This window comes from Rhodococcus rhodnii NBRC 100604 (assembly GCF_001894925.1).
In the GTDB taxonomy this organism is placed as follows: domain Bacteria; phylum Actinomycetota; class Actinomycetes; order Mycobacteriales; family Mycobacteriaceae; genus Rhodococcus_F; species Rhodococcus_F rhodnii.
The window spans coordinates 121,575-137,714 of the sequence record NZ_BCXD01000003.1; the positions used below are offsets into that span (position 1 = coordinate 121,575).

At 70.8% G+C, this 16,140-nt stretch carries 16 protein-coding genes and 2 pseudogenes; 9 read left to right on the forward strand and 9 right to left on the reverse strand.

Features of this window, described 5'->3' with window-relative positions; all coding sequences use genetic code 11:
- Nucleotides 1–19 precede the first annotated feature (19 nt).
- A complete protein-coding gene (locus RR1_RS02755) occupies nt 20–1,147 on the forward strand; it encodes a M24 family metallopeptidase (protein WP_010836269.1) in 1,128 nt (375 codons plus the stop codon).
- Between the two features lie 23 nt (nt 1,148–1,170).
- On the opposite strand, the pseudogene RR1_RS02760 reads toward RR1_RS02755, so the two are convergent.
- Together RR1_RS02760 and treS are read right to left on the reverse strand one after the other, a co-directional pair.
- A pseudogene (locus tag RR1_RS02760) lies at nt 1,171–2,562 on the reverse strand (maltokinase N-terminal cap-like domain-containing protein).
- Entirely contained in the window at nt 2,559–4,394 is a 1,836-nt protein-coding gene (treS, locus tag RR1_RS02765; protein ID WP_010836266.1) for a maltose alpha-D-glucosyltransferase, read from the reverse strand. Before treS ends, RR1_RS02760 begins: the two are co-directional and overlap by 4 nt.
- A 192-nt stretch (nt 4,395–4,586) precedes the next feature.
- On the opposite strand from treS, the gene ykgO reads away from it, so the two are divergent.
- Complete coding sequence (gene ykgO, locus RR1_RS02770) at nt 4,587–4,709, forward strand: type B 50S ribosomal protein L36 (protein WP_040772043.1); 123 nt, start codon at nt 4,587–4,589, stop codon at nt 4,707–4,709.
- 21 nt (nt 4,710–4,730) lie between these two features.
- Here the strand turns inward: ykgO and RR1_RS02775 are convergent.
- Nucleotides 4,731–5,136: pseudogene (locus tag RR1_RS02775) on the reverse strand (TIGR03618 family F420-dependent PPOX class oxidoreductase).
- Between the two features lie 79 nt (nt 5,137–5,215).
- Here RR1_RS02775 and dprE2 point away from each other — a divergent pair.
- A complete protein-coding gene (gene dprE2, locus RR1_RS02780; RefSeq protein ID WP_010836263.1) occupies nt 5,216–5,971 on the forward strand; it encodes a decaprenylphospho-beta-D-erythro-pentofuranosid-2-ulose 2-reductase in 756 nt (251 codons plus the stop codon).
- A gap of 125 nt (nt 5,972–6,096) precedes the next feature.
- On the opposite strand, the gene RR1_RS02785 is transcribed toward dprE2, so the two are convergent.
- Together RR1_RS02785 and RR1_RS02790 are read right to left on the reverse strand one after the other, a co-directional pair.
- On the reverse strand, nt 6,097–6,573 hold the full coding sequence (locus tag RR1_RS02785; protein WP_010836262.1) for a putative precorrin-3B synthase: 477 nt from the start codon (nt 6,571–6,573) through the stop codon (nt 6,097–6,099).
- Nucleotides 6,570–7,421 (reverse strand): sulfurtransferase, encoded by an 852-nt coding sequence (locus RR1_RS02790; protein ID WP_010836261.1) that lies wholly within the window; start codon nt 7,419–7,421, stop codon nt 6,570–6,572. Before RR1_RS02790 ends, RR1_RS02785 begins: the two co-directional genes overlap by 4 nt.
- Nucleotides 7,422–7,518: 97 nt before the next feature.
- On the opposite strand from RR1_RS02790, the gene RR1_RS02795 reads away from it, so the two are divergent.
- The 3 genes from RR1_RS02795 (at nt 7,519) to RR1_RS02805 (ending at nt 9,677) form a co-directional block, all read left to right on the forward strand.
- The gene (locus RR1_RS02795) at nt 7,519–8,175 is read left to right on the forward strand and encodes a CG0192-related protein (RefSeq protein ID WP_010836260.1); all 657 of its coding nucleotides are present in this window, start codon (nt 7,519–7,521) and stop codon (nt 8,173–8,175) included.
- A gap of 21 nt (nt 8,176–8,196) precedes the next feature.
- On the forward strand, nt 8,197–8,586 hold the full coding sequence (locus tag RR1_RS02800; protein ID WP_040772019.1) for a PPOX class F420-dependent oxidoreductase: 390 nt from the start codon (nt 8,197–8,199) through the stop codon (nt 8,584–8,586).
- A gap of 68 nt (nt 8,587–8,654) precedes the next feature.
- Complete coding sequence (locus RR1_RS02805; RefSeq protein WP_010836258.1) at nt 8,655–9,677, forward strand: zinc-binding alcohol dehydrogenase family protein; 1,023 nt, start codon at nt 8,655–8,657, stop codon at nt 9,675–9,677.
- 30 nt (nt 9,678–9,707) lie between these two features.
- Here the strand turns inward: RR1_RS02805 and RR1_RS02810 are convergent, their stop codons facing one another.
- Genes RR1_RS02810 through RR1_RS02820 form a run of 3 tightly spaced genes read right to left on the reverse strand, consistent with a single transcriptional unit; the run spans nt 9,708 to nt 13,367 of the window.
- On the reverse strand, nt 9,708–11,069 hold the full coding sequence (locus tag RR1_RS02810; protein ID WP_010836257.1) for a metallopeptidase TldD-related protein: 1,362 nt from the start codon (nt 11,067–11,069) through the stop codon (nt 9,708–9,710).
- Complete coding sequence (locus RR1_RS02815; protein WP_040772041.1) at nt 11,066–12,580, reverse strand: TldD/PmbA family protein; 1,515 nt, start codon at nt 12,578–12,580, stop codon at nt 11,066–11,068. Before RR1_RS02815 ends, RR1_RS02810 begins: the two co-directional genes overlap by 4 nt.
- Before the next feature lie 19 nt (nt 12,581–12,599).
- A complete protein-coding gene (locus RR1_RS02820; RefSeq protein WP_010836255.1) occupies nt 12,600–13,367 on the reverse strand; it encodes a TSUP family transporter in 768 nt (255 codons plus the stop codon).
- A 47-nt stretch (nt 13,368–13,414) separates the two neighbouring features.
- Here RR1_RS02820 and RR1_RS02825 point away from each other — a divergent pair, with 47 nt between their 5' ends.
- A complete protein-coding gene (locus RR1_RS02825; RefSeq protein WP_010836254.1) occupies nt 13,415–14,113 on the forward strand; it encodes a GAF and ANTAR domain-containing protein in 699 nt (232 codons plus the stop codon).
- Nucleotides 14,114–14,120: 7 nt separating this feature from the next.
- Here RR1_RS02825 and RR1_RS02830 read toward each other — a convergent pair whose 3' ends face one another.
- On the reverse strand, nt 14,121–14,813 hold the full coding sequence (locus RR1_RS02830) for a sigma-70 family RNA polymerase sigma factor (RefSeq protein ID WP_040772018.1): 693 nt from the start codon (nt 14,811–14,813) through the stop codon (nt 14,121–14,123).
- Nucleotides 14,814–15,034: 221 nt separating this feature from the next.
- On the opposite strand from RR1_RS02830, the gene RR1_RS02835 reads away from it, so the two are divergent.
- Nucleotides 15,035–15,268 carry a metallothionein gene (locus RR1_RS02835; RefSeq protein WP_010836252.1) on the forward strand — a complete coding sequence of 78 codons (234 nt, stop codon included), beginning with the start codon at nt 15,035–15,037 and terminating at the stop codon, nt 15,266–15,268.
- A gap of 16 nt (nt 15,269–15,284) precedes the next feature.
- Complete coding sequence (locus RR1_RS02840; RefSeq protein ID WP_010836251.1) at nt 15,285–16,133, forward strand: SDR family oxidoreductase; 849 nt, start codon at nt 15,285–15,287, stop codon at nt 16,131–16,133.
- The last annotated feature ends 7 nt before the right edge of the window (nt 16,134–16,140 follow it).

Consider the following 16,140-nt stretch of genomic DNA (forward strand, 5'->3'; position numbering starts at 1 on the left):
GAGGATTAGCCTGGGCGTCATGATTTCCGCTGCTGCGCCGTTGTTCGCGACCGACGTCTACCGCCGCAGGCTCGAGCGGGCCGCCGCGATCGGGCGCGATGCCGGTCTCGACGCGCTGCTCGTCACGCCGGGGCCGGACCTGCGGTATCTCGTGGGGTCCCGCGCGGAGTCGTTCGAGCGGCTCACGTGCCTCGTCGTCCCCACCGACGGCAAGCCCGCGTCCGTCGTCGTGCCGACGCTCGAACTCGCGAGCCTGAAGGGATCGGCGATCGCCGATCTCGGTCTGCCCGTGCACGAATGGGTCGACGGCGTCGACCCGCACACGCTGGTCACCGACATGCTGCCCGCCGGTGCGCGGGTCGCGGTCACCGACGCGATGCCCGCACTGCACCTGGTCCCGCTCGCGGAGCGGCTGCGCTCGGTTCCCGTCCTCGCGACGGCGGTGATCCGCGAGCTGCGGATGATCAAGGACGACGCCGAGATCGACGCGCTGCGTCGCGCCGGGGCCGCGATCGATCGCGTCCACGCGCGGATGCCGGAGCTGCTCGTCGCCGGGCGGACCGAGGCCGAGGTCGCCGACGCGATCTCGGCCGCGATCGTCGAAGAGGGACACACGGGCGCCGAGTTCGTCATCGTCGGATCCGGGCCGAACGGCGCCGACCCGCACCACGAGGTGTCCGATCGGGTGATCGAGACCGGCGACATCGTCGTGATCGACATCGGCGGGCCCGTCGAACCCGGCTACAACTCCGACTCCACCCGCACGTACTCGATGGGCGAACCGGACGCGCGGATCGCGGAGCAGTACGCCGTCCTCGAGGACGCGCAGCGCGCCGCGGTCGCGGCCGTCCGGCCCGGAGCGACGGCGGAGTCGATCGACGCCGCGGCACGCGAACCGATCGCCGCGGCCGGTCTCGGCGAGGCGTTCGTGCACCGCACCGGTCACGGCATCGGATTGTCGGTGCACGAGGAGCCGTACATCGTGGCGGGCAACAGGACCGTGCTCGAGCCGGGCATGGCGTTCAGCGTCGAACCCGGCATCTACCTCCGCGGCGCGTGGGGCGCGCGGATCGAGGACATCGTCGTCGTCACCGAGGACGGCTGCGAACCGCTCAACACCCGCCCGCACGGCCTGACGGTGCTGTGACGGCCTGACGTCATGGGACGGGCTCAGCCGGCCGCGAGCACGCGTTCGATCGCGCCGAGCGGCAGGCCGATCCAGCCCGGCCGATTGCGCTTCTCGTACAGCACCTCGTAGACGGCCTTGTCGAGGACGTACGCCTCGAGCGTGGACCCGGTCGCGCGCGGATCGACGCCGATGCGCTCGGCGTAGCCGCGGCAGAAGGCGTCGACGTTGCGGTCTGCCCATTCGCGCGCGCGGAACTCGCGTTGCGCAGAGCGCGCGTCGGATTCGGTGTCGCCGAGCGGGAAGTGGGCCGCGTAGTCGAACGAGCGGGCCATGCCGGCGACGTCGCGGAGCACGCTGTCCGGGGTGCGGCGTTCGGCGAGCGATTTCGCGGGCTCGCCCTCGAAGTCGATGAGCAACCATCGCTCCGGCGTCCGCAACACCTGACCGAGGTGCAGATCGCCGTGGATGCGCTGCACCTCGAGGTCGTCGCCGTCCGCGAGATCGTCGAAGACGGCGCGGATCCGGGGAGCGAGCGCCTCGAGTTCCGGGGCCTCGGCGACGGCGGCGTCGAGCCGTGCCGTCATCCCCGCGGCGACCGCACGTACCGGGACGGTACCGGTGCCGAGGGTGCGGGCGAGACTCTCGTGGACGTCGGCGACCGCGGCGCCCATGCGCTGCGCCTCGCCCGCGAAGTCCGTTCCCACCTCGCCCGCGTAGAGATCGGCCTCCATCATGAGATCGCGGACGCTGCCGAGCGCGGTGGCCCAGCCGTCCGCCGAGTTCGCGGCGTAGTCCTGCACCATCGCGAGCGTCGTGACGACGTCGTCCAGCGCTGTGTCGACCCAGCCGCGCACCGGCGCGATGTGCTCCGAGCCCGCGGCGGCGAGCGCGAGCTGCAGTTCGACGTCGGGGTTCACGCCCGGTGTGAGTCACCGGAAGAGCTTGAGCAGCAGCGATTCTCCGAGCACGACGGAGGTGTTCGACTGTTCGGCGCCGAGCACGCGCGGCGAGCCCTCGATGTGGACGTCGACGTCGCCGTCGGCGGAGTGCACGACGACCGGGCCGCCCGGGCGCGCGGCGCGCACGAACGCCTCGATCGCTTCGGGATCGCGCATCGCGTCGTACGGCCGGGGGCGCCGCTCGCCCGCATCATCCGGATCGTCGTCGCCCGGAACGTCGTCGAGACACCACGGCTCGAGGCCGCGGGGAACGACGGCGCGAAACGCGATCGGGATCTGGTAGAGCTGCGGCGGGATCTCGTCGAACGCGACCTCGGCGACGAGATGATCGACACGCAGATCGGAACGGTCGACGACGGTGTCGCTCAGCACGATCCGCAGCCCGGTGACGGTCGCTCCCTTCGCCGCGAACCACCGTTGCCGCGGCAGCCAGGATGCGAGGAGCTCGGTGAGATCGCGATCGCCGCCGCTCATCGGACGGCCTCCTCGGCCTCGCTGCTGACGTGCCGGTGCGGCGCGGCGTCGCTCGTCGCCGGGTCGGGTTGCAGCGAGAACCAGTAGAACCCGTGGCCGGGCAGGGTGATCTGGTACTCGCCGTCGCAGATCGTGGGGAACGGCACCGAACCGGTCAGCTCGACGGGGATCCGGCCCGCGAACGCGGTGAGGTCGAGCTGGACCGCCTGCGGGTACCGCGAGAGGTTGTTGACGCACAGGATGACGTCGCTGTACTCGCCGTCGGGGCCGAGCGGCATCTCGCGCAGATACGACAGCACGGCGGGGTTGAGCGAGCCGATCTCCGTGAACGACGCCTTGCCGAAGGCCGGATGCTGCTTGCGCACTTCGATCATGCGCCGCGTCCAGTGCAGCAGCGTGTTGGTGGAGTTCATCTGCGCTTCGACGTTGACCGACTGGTAGCCGTAGGTCGGATCCATGATGACCGGCAGATACATTCGGCCCGGGTCCGCGCGCGAGAAGCCCGCGTTGCGGTCGGGGGTCCACTGCATCGGCGTGCGCACCGAATCGCGGTCGCCGAGCCAGATGTTGTCGCCCATCCCGATCTCGTCGCCGTAGTACAGCACCGGCGATCCCGGCAGGCTCAGCAGCAGTGCCGTGAACAGCTCCAGCTGATTGCGGTCGTTCTCGAGCAGCGGCGCGAGCCGGCGGCGGATGCCGATGTTCGCCTTCATCCGCGGATCCTGCGCGTACTCGGCGTACATGTAGTCGCGCTCTTCGTCGCTCACCATCTCGAGCGTCAGCTCGTCGTGGTTGCGCAGGAAGATGCCCCACTGGGCCGACTGCGGGATCGGCGGGGTCTGCGCGAGGATCTCCGAGATCGGGAACCGATTCTGCCGCCGCACGGCCATGAAGATGCGCGGCATGAGCGGGAAGTGGAAGGCCATGTGACATTCGTCGCCGACGTCGGGTTCGCCGAAGTACTCGACGACGTCCGACGGCCACTGGTTGGCCTCGGCCAGCAGGACGCGGCCGGTGTACTCGGCGTCGATCACGGCGCGGCACTTCTTGAGGAAGGCGTGGGTCTGCGGGAGGTTCTCGCAGTTGGTGCCCTCCCGTTCGAACAGGTACGGGACGGCGTCGAGCCGGAAGCCGTCGATGCCGAGGTCGAGCCAGAACCGCAGGACGGCGAGCATCGCCTCCTGCACCTCGGGATTGTCGTAGTTGAGGTCCGGCTGGTGGGAGAAGAAGCGGTGCCAGTAGTACTGGCCGCGCACCGGATCCCACGTCCAGTTCGACGTCTCGGTGTCGACGAAGATGATCCGCGCGTCGGGATAGCCGGTGTCGTCGTCGGCCCACACGTAGAAGTCGCCGTACGGGCCGTCCGGGTCCGAGCGCGACGCCTGGAACCACGCGTGGGTGTCGGAGGTGTGGTTCATGACGAGGTCGGTGATGACGCGGATGCCGCGCTTGTGCGCCTCGTCGAACAGTTCGACGAAGTCGTCGACCGTGCCGAAATCCGGGAGCACCTTGCGGAAGTCGCGAATGTCGTAGCCGCCGTCACGCAGCGGCGAGTCGTAGAACGGCGGCAGCCACAGGCAGTCGACGCCGAGCCAGTCGAGATAGTCGAGCTTGCTCGTGAGGCCGCGCAGATCGCCGACGCCGTCGCCGGTGGAGTCGTAGAAGGCGCGGACGAGCACCTCGTAGAAGACGGCCGTCTTGAACCACTCGGTGTCCTCGGGCAACTCGCGCGCGTGCGCGAAATCGTCGGCCTGGGCCTCGATCACGTGCCCTTCGGCGTCGGTGTCCGCCTGCGGCGTGCCCTCGGCGGATCGTGCCTGCTCGTGTCCCATACGCGCCCCTGTTCGTGTGCCGAAGCCTCACGCGCGCTGGCGAAGCGGATTCGGTCCGAGCGTAAGGGCTGGGCTGCGTTCGCGCTGGGATCCGGCGGTGCGGGCGCGCGTGGTGGGGCGCATCGCGCGCCAGTAATGGCAACGATTATCATTACTGTGTTGTTGTGTCGTGCCGAGAACACCGGAGGTCCCGTGAAGGTCCGTGCATCCCTGAAATCGCTCGCAGCGCAGCCCGGCGCACAGGTCGTGCGCCGACGCGGCCGCATCTTCGTGATCAACAAGAAGAATCCCCGCTTCAAGGGGCGACAGAAGTAGCCCCGTCCGGACGCACCCGGATCAGGCTCGCAGCGACGGCGCCGCGAGCCACCGCGTGACCGTCACCTCGAGGACGACGCGCTGCGGGTTGGGCCGCGGCTCCCGATACCGCCGCGCGTAGCGGCGTTCGGCGTCGCGCACCGACTCGGCGTCCGAGAGAATGCGCGCCGGTCCCTCGACCGTCAGCCATCTCCGACCGTCCACCTGGCAGAGCGCCGCATACCCGGTGCGCTCGACGTTGCGCGCCTTCTGCGTCGTTCCTGTGGTGATGACCCGCGCGATGCCCGTGTCGGGGTCCCACGTGAATCCGGCGGCGACGACGTGCGGGGTTGCCGTCGCGGCGGAGGGTGGTCAGCGTCGCGATGTGCCGTTCGGTCACGAACTCGGTGGCGGCGTCGGAGAGGACCGGAACGGGCGTGTCGCGCATACCGCTCACGGTATCGGGAGGCGCGACCGCCGACCGGTGCGGCCGCCGCGAGAGAGGCGGCATGGGCAAGACTGGGGGCATGAGCAGACGAGAGATTCCCGACGGCGTGGTGCTGGTACTCGGTGGGCGCAGCGAGATCGGTGTCGAGACTGCGCGCCGCGTCGCCGCGGGACGGACCATCGTGCTCGCGGCCCGGCGCAGCGGCGACCTGGAGACGCAACGCCGGACGTTGCTCGACGCGGGCGCTGCCGCCGTGCACACCGTCGAGTTCGACGCGGACGCCCTCGACACGCACGCTGCGATCATCGCCGGCGTGGTCGAACGTCACGGCGACATCGGCCTCGCGGTGCCGGCCTTCGGGATCCTCGGCGATCAGGCCCGCGCCGAGCGCGACGCGGAGCACGCGGTGCAGATCGTTCACACCGACTACGTCGCACAGATCGCCGTCCTCACACGCCTCGCGGAACTCATGCGGGCGCGGGGGAGGGGAGCGCTCGTGGTCTTCTCGTCCGTCGCGGGCTGGCGTGTGCGACGCGCGAACTACGTGTACGGGTCCGCGAAGGCCGGCCTCGACGGATTCGCGACGGGGCTGTCGGACGCCCTGCACGGCACGGGAGTTCACGTCCTCGTCGTGCGACCGGGCTTCGTCGTGGGGCACATGACCGAGGGGATGGACCCGGCGCCGTGGTCGAGCACGCCGGATCGGGTGGCGGACGCGACCGTCGCGGCGCTACGCAGGGGAGCGAGGACCGTGTGGGTCCCGGGAATCCTGCGGGTCGTGTTCTTCGGCATGCGGCTGCTGCCCGGCCCGGTGTGGCGGCGCCTGCCGCGCTGAGCGCTCGACGACCGTTCCGCCGCGAACCTGACGTAGAAGACTCCGACCCGGACGGAACTCTAGAAAAACACGAATAAGCGCACACCACAGGTACGCGACCTCGCACCAGCACCGACACGAGAGGCTCAGTCGTTCAGGTCGAGTGCGGGGGAGTCGGCGTCGAAGATCAGCCCGAGCGGTGCGAGAACGCGGACGATCTGCTCGGCGCGCCAGTCGTCGAGCCCGTGGACGAGGATCGTGCGGCGGCGCGTGACGACGATCGGGTGCCCGACTGCCGCGAGGAATTCGGCCGTTCGGGTGGGAAGGATTCCGTCGGCGACGCCGGCACCGAGCGTGACGACGGCGCCGTCGGACTCGGCGTGCGCGATCCAGCCGATCTCGGCCGGTGCGTGCTCGTCGTCCGGGCTCGGGGGCCCGTCCTCGAGCCCGGTCTCGCGCAGCCGGGCGCGCACCGCGTCGACGTCGTCGAGACCGGTCAGCCGGACGCCGCCGGGCGACAGGGTGATCGCGGCGGAGGCCGAGTCGGCCGCGACCTCCGCGAGGAGCTGCAGCTGTTCGGGTGACAGCTCCCCGCGGGGCGGGTGGTACTCGAGTTCGGTCACCTCGGGTCGGCGCCCTCGACCAGCGGGAGATCGGGATCGGCGGTCCACGCCGTCATCGAGCCGTCGTACACCGCGACGTCGTCACGGCCCGCGATGGCGAGCGCGTGGGCGACGGGGGTGCGCTGCGGGTCGAGCAGGCCTGCGTCGGAGAACAGCGTCCGCAGCTGGTCGGGGGAACGCAGCCCACCCGTGTCGGGGTCGACGATCTCGCTCACGGGGAGGTTGATCGAGCCCGGAATGTGTCCCGGCCGTGCGTAGTTGGTGCTCTCGCCCCGGTACGTCGCGGGGTCGAGGACGTTGACGAGCACGGTGCCGGGATCGTCGAGCTCGGCGAGCACCTGCTGCGTGGTGCGGATGAGCTCGGGCCGGTGGACGCCGCTGAAGGTCCGCGGTACCGGGACGGTCTCGTCGTCGGTGACCGGCAGGCCCTCTGCCTTCCATGCGGGAAGCCCGCCGTCGAGGACGACGGCGTCGTCGAACCCCTCGAGCCGCAGCTGCCACCAGAATCGCGTCGACCACATCTGCGGGCCGGGGGTGTCCTGGTAGATCACGACGCGCGCGCCGTCACCGATCCCGATCTCGCCCGCGGCGGCCGCGAACTGCTCGTGCGACGGCGCCGTCCACGGGAACGGGGCGTCGGAGTCGGCGAACGCGGTGAGCGGGTCGGCGAACACCGCACCCGGAATGTGCTCGGCGAGATACGCGTCGCGCCCCGACTCGGGGGTGTAGGGGCCGTCGTCCGGGACGACGAGGTGATTGCTCGCGTCCACGGCGACGAGGTCGGCGTCGTCGAGGTGGTCCCGCAGCCAGTCGACGGTGACGAGCGGAGGAGTGATGGGTGCGCTCATGAGGGCCTCCAGCGAATCGAGGGGGGAGTGGCTCCCCTTCGACGGTAGTCGTGTCGAGTCGCCGGGTGCGTGGACCGGGCGCGGCTAGGCTCGCGGCATGGCGATCATCTACGACGCGCAACTGGACCCGTCGAAAGCGGACCTGGTGGCCGCATGGCTGCCGGCGCAGCCGTGGTTCGACGGTGACGTGGCCGGCCTCCGCATGCTCGCGGCGTATCGCTTCGACGATCCGGACGGCGAGGTGGGCATCGAGACCCACCTCGTGCAGTCCGGCGACGGGGGCGTGTGGCAGGTCCCGCTGACCTATCGCGGGGCGCCACTGGTGGGAGCCGAACGCTTCCTCGCCGGCGAGACGGAACACTCGGTCCTCGGGCACCGGTGGGTGTACGACGCGTGCGGCGACCCCGTGTACGCCGCCGCGCTGACGGCGGTCGTGAACGGCGATGCGGCGCAGGCCGAGGAGACGAGCGTCGGTGACGACGGCGACCCGGCGAAGGGAACGCCGCGCACGCCGTCCGCGACCGTCCACCGATCGGGGGCCGGGCTCGGGGGAGCGGCCACGCCGGGGAGCGTGTCCGCCGTCGCCGACGACGGCACCGTCACGCGTGTGGACTCCGGGACCGTGACGCTCGCGGTGTACCGGCGACCGGAGGGGCCCGTGCCGGAGACGAGCGAGACCGGAGCGCTCGTGGGCCGGTGGCCCGGGGTCGAGGACGACGTGCTGCTCGCCGCGGCGCGGGCGCGCACGGTGTGAGGTACGCCCTATCCTGACCGCATGGCTCCTTCCGTGCGCGATCTCGCCGCCGCCCAGTACGTGCTGCTCACGACGTTCCGGAAGGACGGCACCCCCGTCGACACCCCGCTGTGGGTCGCGCCGGACGGCGACGCCGCCGTGGTGTGGACGCCCCGCGAGTCGTGGAAGGTGCGGCGCATCCGTCACACGCCCCGCGTCACGGTCGCCGAGTGCGACGTCCGCGGGAACGTGCGGGGCGATTCCGTCTCCGCCCACGCCGAACTGCTCGACGACGCCGGGTCCGATCATGTGCGTACGCTCGTCGCGCGCAAGTACGGCATTCTCGGGCGGCTGACGCTGTTCGGCAGCCGGGTGCGTCGCGGGCGCACGGGAACGATCGGAATCCGGATCACCGGGGAGCCCGCCGCCTGACCCGCACCGTGATCCGTTCCCGCCCCGAACCGGGTCCGGGGCCCGCGAGCGTGTCGTAGCGTCGATACATGCACGCGTGGGAGGTCACCGATCCTGCCCCGATCGAGACGATTCCGTTGCGCTGGACCGAGCGTCCGGTCCCCGAACCGGGACCGGGTGAGTTGCTGCTGCACGTGCGGGTGTGCGGAGTGTGCCGCACCGACCTGCACGTCACGGAGGGAGACCTGCCCGTCCACCGCCGGCACGTCGTCCCCGGACATCAGGTCGTCGGGACCGTCGTCGGGCTCGGCAACGCCGTCACGGGCTGGCGTGACGGCGATCGTGCCGGGGTCGCGTGGCTGCGCAGCACGGACGGCGTGTGCCGGTACTGCCGGCGCGGCGACGAGAATCTCTGCCCCGACTCCCGATACACCGGGTGGGACGCCGACGGCGGGTACGCCGAGTACACGACCGTGCCCGCCGACTACGCGTATCACCTCGACGCCGCCACGCTCGGCGGTGACATCCCCGACGTCGAACTCGCGCCGCTGCTGTGCGCCGGGATCATCGGCTACCGAGCCCTCGTGCGTGCAGCGGTTCCGGACGGCGGCCGGCTCGGTCTCTACGGCTTCGGCGGCAGCGCGCACCTGTGTGCTCAGGTCGCGATCGCCCGCGGGGCGCGCGTGCACGTGATGACGCGCGGCGACGCGGCCCGGCGGCTGGCGCACGAGCTGGGCGCGGCATCGGTACAGGGCGTCACCGACTCACCGCCGGAACCGCTCGATTCGGCGATCACGTTCGCGCCCGTCGGGTCGCTCGTCCCCGTCGCGATGCGCGCACTCGACCGCGGCGGGATCCTCTCGATCGCGGGTATCCATCTCTCGGACACCCCGCCACTGAACTACGAGCGGGAACTGTTCTACGAGAAGGAGATCCGCAGTGTCACGTCAAACACTCGCGGCGACGGCCGCGAGTTCCTCGAACTCGCGGTGCGTCATCACGTGCGTGCGACGACGCACACCTATCCGCTGTCGGAGGCCCCGCGCGCGTTGCAGGATCTGAAGGCGGGCCGGTTCGACGGCGCCGCCGTCCTGATCAACGACATCTCCTGAGTCGGCACACCCCTGGTCGGCACGCCGGCGTCACTGTGCTCGGCTGACCGACGACATGTGGAAGTCGGGGATGCGCAGTGCGGGCATCGCGGTGCGGGTGAACCAGTCCTTCCATTCGCGCGGCAGGGTGCGTTCGGTGGCCCCGGCCTCGGTGGCGCGCCGCAGCAGGTCGAGCGGACTCTCGTTGAACCGGAAGTTGTTCACGGCAGCCCGCACCTCGCCGTCCTCGACGAGATACACGCCGTCGCGGGTGAGCCCCGTGAGCAGCAGCGTGGTGGGGTCGACGTCGCGGATGTACCAGAGCGTGGTGAGCAGCAGTCCGTGTTCGGTCGAGGCGATCATCGCGTCGAGGTCGGTCGTGGAGTGCGAGTGCAGGATCAGGTTGTCGCCGGGCACGGCGACGGGCGCGTCGAAGCGGTGTGCGCTCGCGCGGGAGTAGGCGAGGGCCGCGATCGTGCCGTCCGCGATCCACTCGACGGCGTCCGCCGTCATCCCGTTGTCGAACAGCGAGAGCGCGTCACCGGAGGACTCGGTCGCGACGAACGGCCGGTACCCGATGCCGGGTGCGGTCGGGTCGCTCACGAGCGCGAGTGGCAGCGACGTGAGCCGTTCGCCGACGCGGGTGCGCCCCTCGGGGGCCGCGAACGCCGATCGGCCCTCGTGGGCGGCGCGTCCCTCCATCGCCCACATCAGCGGGATCAGGAGATCGGCGACGGTGGACGGCGGCAGCAGCGTCTCGTAGCGGCCGGCTGGCAGCGAGACGGTGCGCGCCGACCAGTCCAGTCGCCGCGCGGCGTCCGCGAGCAGTGCCTCGGTGTCGACGTCGGTGAAGTCGGTGGTTCCCGCCCCGACCCAGACGCTCGCGTCGCCGCGTTTGGCGTTGATCTCGATCGACCCGGTCGGCTGGACGTGCCGGCGTCGCACCCCCGTCGACGTTCCGAGGGTCACCGTCTCGGCTGCGTGCTCGGCGTACCCGTACAGCGGGTCGGGTCCGCCGAATCCTGTGGCGAGGGCGTCGACGACACCGGCAAGAACGTCGAAGTCGGTGGTCGCCGCGTCGTCGCCCCAGTCCGGGTCCTCGGCGCCCGCGACGAGCGGCGCGGTGTCGTCGACGGGTTCGGCTGCCCGCGCGGCGTCCTCCGCGGCCCGTACGACGGCGGCGACGGCGTCGGGGTCGGTGCTCGCGGATCCCACGACACCGATGCGCGTGCCGCCGGTCGACCGCAGCAGCGAGATCACAGTCCAGTGCCGTGCGGTGGTCAGCCCGTTCGTCGTCGGCGACCCGCCCGCCCACCGGACGTTCGTCTCCGCGCGGTCGGTGACGATGCACATCGTCTCGTCGGCGCGCGCGGCACGCAGTACCCGTTCGACGAGGTCACCTGCGGGGATCATCGTCCACCCTCCTCACGCGTGTTGAGCACCGAGACGCCCCGGAACAGTGCCGAGGGGCAGCCGTGGCCGACGGCGGCGACCTGCCCCGGCTGGCCCTTGCCGCAGTTGAACGCGCCGCCGAGCACGCGCGTCGAGGGGCCGCCGACCGCCTCCATCGCGTTCCAGAAGTCCGTCGTCGTCGCCTGGTACGCGACGTCGCGCACCTGCCCGTCGAGCCTCCCCGAGCGGATGCGATAGAAGCGCTGGCCCGTGAACTGGAAGTTGTAGCGCTGCATGTCGATCGACCACGACCGGTCACCGACGACGTAGATGCCGTCCTCGACGCCCGCGATCAGATCGGCCGTCGAACGATCGACGTGCGGGTCCGGTTCGAGCGAGACGTTCGCCATCCGCTGCATCGGCATGTGATGCGCCGAGTCCGCGTACGCGCAGCCGTTGGAGCGCGGCAGGCCAAGCTTCGCGGCGAACGCGCGATCGACCTGATAGCCGGTGAAGACGCCGTCGGTGATCAGATCCCACGCGCCCGTCTCGACGCCGTCGAAGCCGACCGTCGCGAGCCCGTGCGGCTCGGTGCGGTCGGCGCGGACCGTCATCGCCTCGCTGCCGTAGCGCAGCGTACCGAGCAGGTCGGGGGTCGCGAACGACGTACCCGCATAGGCGGCTTCGTAACCGATCGCGCGGTCGTACTCGGTGGCGTGCCCGATCGACTCGTGGATCGTGAGCCAGAGATTGCTGGGGTCGACGACGAGGTCGGTGGCGCCCGCACGCACCGACGGCGCGCGCAGCTTCTCGGTGAGCAGCGACGGCAGTGCGTCGAGTTCGCCGGTCCAGTCCCAGTGCTCGTCGCCCGCGACGTATTCCCAGCCGCGTCCGGTGGGTGGTGCCAGCGTGCGCATCGAGTCGAACTCGCCGGTGGCGGTGTCGACCGCGACGGCCGTCACCTCGGGATGCACGCGGACACGCTGCTGCACGATCGACGAGCCCGCGAGGTCGGCGTAGAAGACCTGTTCCTTCACGAGCAGGGCACTCGCCGACACGTGGGCGACTCCCGGTGCCGCGAGCAGGGTCCGCGACCGCTCCGCGAGCACCGCCAGCTTGTCGCCGACGGACAGCGAGAACGGATCCACCTCGTACTCCGAGACCCACACCGCGTCCCGGTGCACGGACTCGTCGGCCAGAACGACCGGGTCACGGACGAGGGGTGCGAGTCGCCGGGCGACCGTCACCGCGCGGCGCGCCGTGGCCGCCGCGGCGTCGCGGGTCGGCTCGGCGTGCGACGCGAACCCCCACGCCCCGTTCACCAGCACGCGGACGGCGATGCCGAGGTCCTCGTCGTCCACGGCGGACTGGACCGCGCCGTCGCGCAACTGCAGCGACTGCGAGCGCACCCGGTGCACGCGCACGTCCGCATGCTCCGCGCCGGCCGCGCGCGCCGCGCTCAGTGCGGCGTCGGCGAGACCCGCGTGGTCGAGTGCGAGGAAGTCGCTGTCGATCTCGTGAGTGGGCACGATCGACACCGTAACCGGCTCGTCAGCCGAACTGCTGCCATCCGAGCCGGATCACCATGCCGACGACGACGATCAGCAGCGTGACCCGGACGAAGCCCGCGCCCTTGCTGATCGCCATCCGCGACCCCACCACGGCGCCGAGGACGTTGCACACAGCCATCGCGAGGCCGAGTGTCCACCACACGCTTCCCGTCGCGGCGAAGAACGTGAGGGCTCCGATGTTCGAGCCGAGGTTGAGGACCTTCGCCATCGCGGCGCTGCGCACGAACTCCGTCCCCAGCAGCGTCGCGAACGTGAGGATCAGAAAGGTGCCCGTGCCCGGGCCGAGAATCCCGTCGTAGTAGCCGATGACGGCGGCGGCGGTGAGAACGACGAGCAGCATCCGGCGCTTGGTCGGCGGCGTCGCGGGAGCCGTCGTACCGATCGTGGGACGCAGCGTCACGAAGACGGCGACCGCGATCAGCACGCACATGATGATGGGGACGAACAGATCACGGTCGATGAGCGAGACCGTGGCCGCGCCCGCCGCGGACGTCAGCGCCGCGAGAACACCCGCGGGCAGCAGCACCCGCAGGTTCATCGGCACGCGCCGTGCGAACGTCAGCACCGCCGCCGTCGTCCCGGTGCAGGCGGTGAGCTTGTTGGTGCCCAGTGCCGTCGCCGGCGACAGATGCGGTGCCGCCAGCAGGATCGCGGGAAGCAGGATCAGGCCACCGCCACCGACGACGGCATCCACCCATCCGGCGGCCGTCGCCGCGACGAGCAGAACCGTCCAGTCGAGTGCACCCACCGGATCATTCGATCATTGCCGATACCGCGACCGTAGAGTGGCCCGGTATGCGACCGACGAGCGAGAAGATCCTGCGCGAACTGGCGGAGCACGCTCGCGACTGGCGGCTTCCCGAGCAGAGCCTCGACGACCTGCTGCGCGAGATCACTCGCTCGGCGCTGGCGCTGATTCCCGGGTGCGAGAGCGTCGACGTCCTCATGATCGAGGCGGACGGCACCTTCACCTCGCGGGCCGCGACGAGCGAGTCCGTCGAACGGCTCGACGCGTTGCAGATCTCGCTCGGGGAGGGGCCCTGTGTCGCCGCGGCGACAGCGCCCGAGGCCGCGACCACGGTCAGCCAGGACATGAACGACGAGACTCGCTGGCCCCGCTTCGCTCGCGCCGCCGCCGAGGCGGGCGTCGGCAGCATGGTCTCGGTGCGCCTCTACACGCGGGAGGGAAGGATCGGCGCGCTCAACGTCGTCGCGCCGGCCCCCGGCGCCTTCGACGACGATGCGATCGTCGTCGCCGAGTCCCTCGCGGCGCATGCGGCGTCGACGATCGTCGCCAACACGCTCGAGCACCAGCTCCGGTCGGCCGTCGCGAGCCGCGACGTCATCGGCCAGGCCAAGGACATGATCATGGAACGCTACGGCCTCGACGCCGCCGCGGCGTTCCGGATGCTCTCCGGCATCTCGCAGAACACGAACTCGCCGCTGATCGAGGTCGCGCGGACCGTCGTCGAGCACTCCGGCGAGAACGCCTGATCGGGAATCACCCCGCCGCGTCGAGCGTCCGCCGCAGCCCGGCGAGGGTCGCCCGCAGCTCCCGGGACACCTGCATCTGCGAACACCCGAGATCGTGCGCGATCGTCGTCTGCGTCATGTCGAGGACGAAGCGCATGTGCAGCAGCTGCTGCGGCCGCTCGGGCAGCGCGCCGACCGCGGTCCGCAACTCGAGCGTGTCGTCGACCCGATCGAGGTCGTCGTCGTGGTGCAGGGCACGGGCACTCTGCTCGGTCGCCGCGTCGAGCAGATCCGTCCGGTACGCCGAACGCGCGGCGAGCGCACGCGCCATGACCTCGACGCTCACCCCGTAGTGGGCCGCGAGTTCGTCGGTGGTCGGTGGCCGGCCGTGACGAGCCTCGAGCCGGGCCGCGACCTCGTCGAGAGACCCCTGGATCTCCTTCGCCGAGCGCGCGACGGCGACCGGCCACGTGCAGTCGCGAAAGTACTTGCGTATCTCGCCGACGATCGTCGCCGACCCGTACGTCTCGAAGCGGACCCCACGATCCGGATCGAACCGTCGCAGTGCCGTGACGAGCCCGCAGTACGCGACCTGCTGCAGATCCTCGAGCGGCTGGCCACGCCCCGCGTAGCGGCGGGCCAGGGCCTCGGCGAGCGGGCGGTGACGCTGCACCGCCGCAGCGAGATCGGCATCGGTCGAGCGGGAATCGGGTGCGGTCATCGGCGACGCTCCTCCGAGTCTGCGAGCGCGCGGTGGTCGTCGCCGGCGCGCCCGGGTGTTCAGGACGTCGGAGGCCGGCTTCTTCACCTCTCGTCTCGAACGTAACCGGAACGGCGTACCGCGTGGGGTGACCGACGCACACCGTCGGCAAGGGCGTTTGTCGCATGCGGTGTTCGGGTAGGACTCGACCGGCACGGAAAACCGCGACACGAGGAGTCGTCATGGCCACCTGTGAAACCTGCGGAAACGACTACGACAAGACCTTCACCCTGACGCGCGGCGACCGCACGGGGGTCTTCGACAGCTTCGAATGCGCTGCCCAGGCGATGGCGCCGCAGTGTGCGCACTGCGGCACGCGCATTCTCGGGCACGGGGTCGAAGCCGGCGACACCGTGTACTGCTGCGCCCACTGCGCGCGTGCCGCCGGCGCCGCACAGCTCACCGACCGCGCATGACCGAAGGGAGTTCTCGATGACCGAGCAGACGCCGCACCGCATCCCCTACCCCGGGGAGACGGGCGAGATGGCGGAGGAACCGCACGACGAGATGCGCTCCTATCAGGGCCGCGGACTGCTGGCCGGCAAGAAGGCGCTGGTCACCGGCGGCGATTCGGGGATCGGCCGCGCGGTCGCCGTCGCTTTCGCGAAGGAGGGCGCCGACGTCGCGATCGCCTACCTCTCCGAGGACTCGGACGCCGAGCACACCGCCGCCCTGGTGCGCGAGCAGGGAGTGACCGCTGCGGTCCTGCCCGGCGATCTCGCGGATCCCGCACACGCCCGCGGCATCGTCGAGGCCACGGTGCAGCAGCTCGGCGGCCTCGACGTCCTCGTCAACAACATCGCCTACCAGTCGCCCGTCGACGACTTCCTCGAGCTGACGCCCGACCAGTGGGACCACACCTTCGCGGTGAACATCGACAGCTTCTTCCACACGACGCGCGCCGCAGTCGAGCACATGCCCCGCGGCTCGGCGATCGTCAACACCGGATCGATCAACGGGTTGCGCGGCAACAAGACTCTGATCGACTACTCCGCCACCAAGGGCGCGGTCACGGCGCTGACGTACTCGCTCGCCCAGTCGCTGCTCGATCGGGGGATCCGGGTCAACTGCGTCGCCCCCGGCCCGGTGTGGACGCCACTCATTCCCGCGACGCTGCCCGCGGACAAGGTCGGCGACTTCGGCGCACAGACGCCGTACGGCAGGGCCGCACAGCCCGACGAGATCGCGCCGTCGTACGTCTTCTTCGCCTCGGAGCAACTGTCGTCGTACTACACAGGAGAAGTGCTCGCCCCGATCGGCGGCGAGACGCTGCCCGGCTGAGCCGGGC

Excerpts from the sequence above, each read along its gene's own strand:
- RR1_RS02800 (WP_040772019.1), top strand. The coding sequence starts at position 8,197 with ATGGCTCCTTCCGTGCGCGATCTCGCCGCCGCCCAGTACGTGCTGCTC.
- RR1_RS02790 (WP_010836261.1), bottom strand. The coding sequence starts at position 7,421 with ATGAGCGCACCCATCACTCCTCCGCTCGTCACCGTCGACTGGCTGCGG.
- RR1_RS02755 (WP_010836269.1), top strand. The coding sequence starts at position 20 with ATGATTTCCGCTGCTGCGCCGTTGTTCGCGACCGACGTCTACCGCCGC.
- RR1_RS02825 (WP_010836254.1), top strand. The coding sequence starts at position 13,415 with ATGCGACCGACGAGCGAGAAGATCCTGCGCGAACTGGCGGAGCACGCT.
- RR1_RS02840 (WP_010836251.1), top strand. The coding sequence starts at position 15,285 with ATGACCGAGCAGACGCCGCACCGCATCCCCTACCCCGGGGAGACGGGC.
- dprE2 (WP_010836263.1), top strand. The coding sequence starts at position 5,216 with ATGAGCAGACGAGAGATTCCCGACGGCGTGGTGCTGGTACTCGGTGGG.
- RR1_RS02805 (WP_010836258.1), top strand. The coding sequence starts at position 8,655 with ATGCACGCGTGGGAGGTCACCGATCCTGCCCCGATCGAGACGATTCCG.
- RR1_RS02830 (WP_040772018.1), bottom strand. The coding sequence starts at position 14,813 with ATGACCGCACCCGATTCCCGCTCGACCGATGCCGATCTCGCTGCGGCG.
- RR1_RS02835 (WP_010836252.1), top strand. The coding sequence starts at position 15,035 with ATGGCCACCTGTGAAACCTGCGGAAACGACTACGACAAGACCTTCACC.
- RR1_RS02810 (WP_010836257.1), bottom strand. The coding sequence starts at position 11,069 with ATGATCCCCGCAGGTGACCTCGTCGAACGGGTACTGCGTGCCGCGCGC.
- RR1_RS02795 (WP_010836260.1), top strand. The coding sequence starts at position 7,519 with ATGGCGATCATCTACGACGCGCAACTGGACCCGTCGAAAGCGGACCTG.
- treS (WP_010836266.1), bottom strand. The coding sequence starts at position 4,394 with ATGGGACACGAGCAGGCACGATCCGCCGAGGGCACGCCGCAGGCGGAC.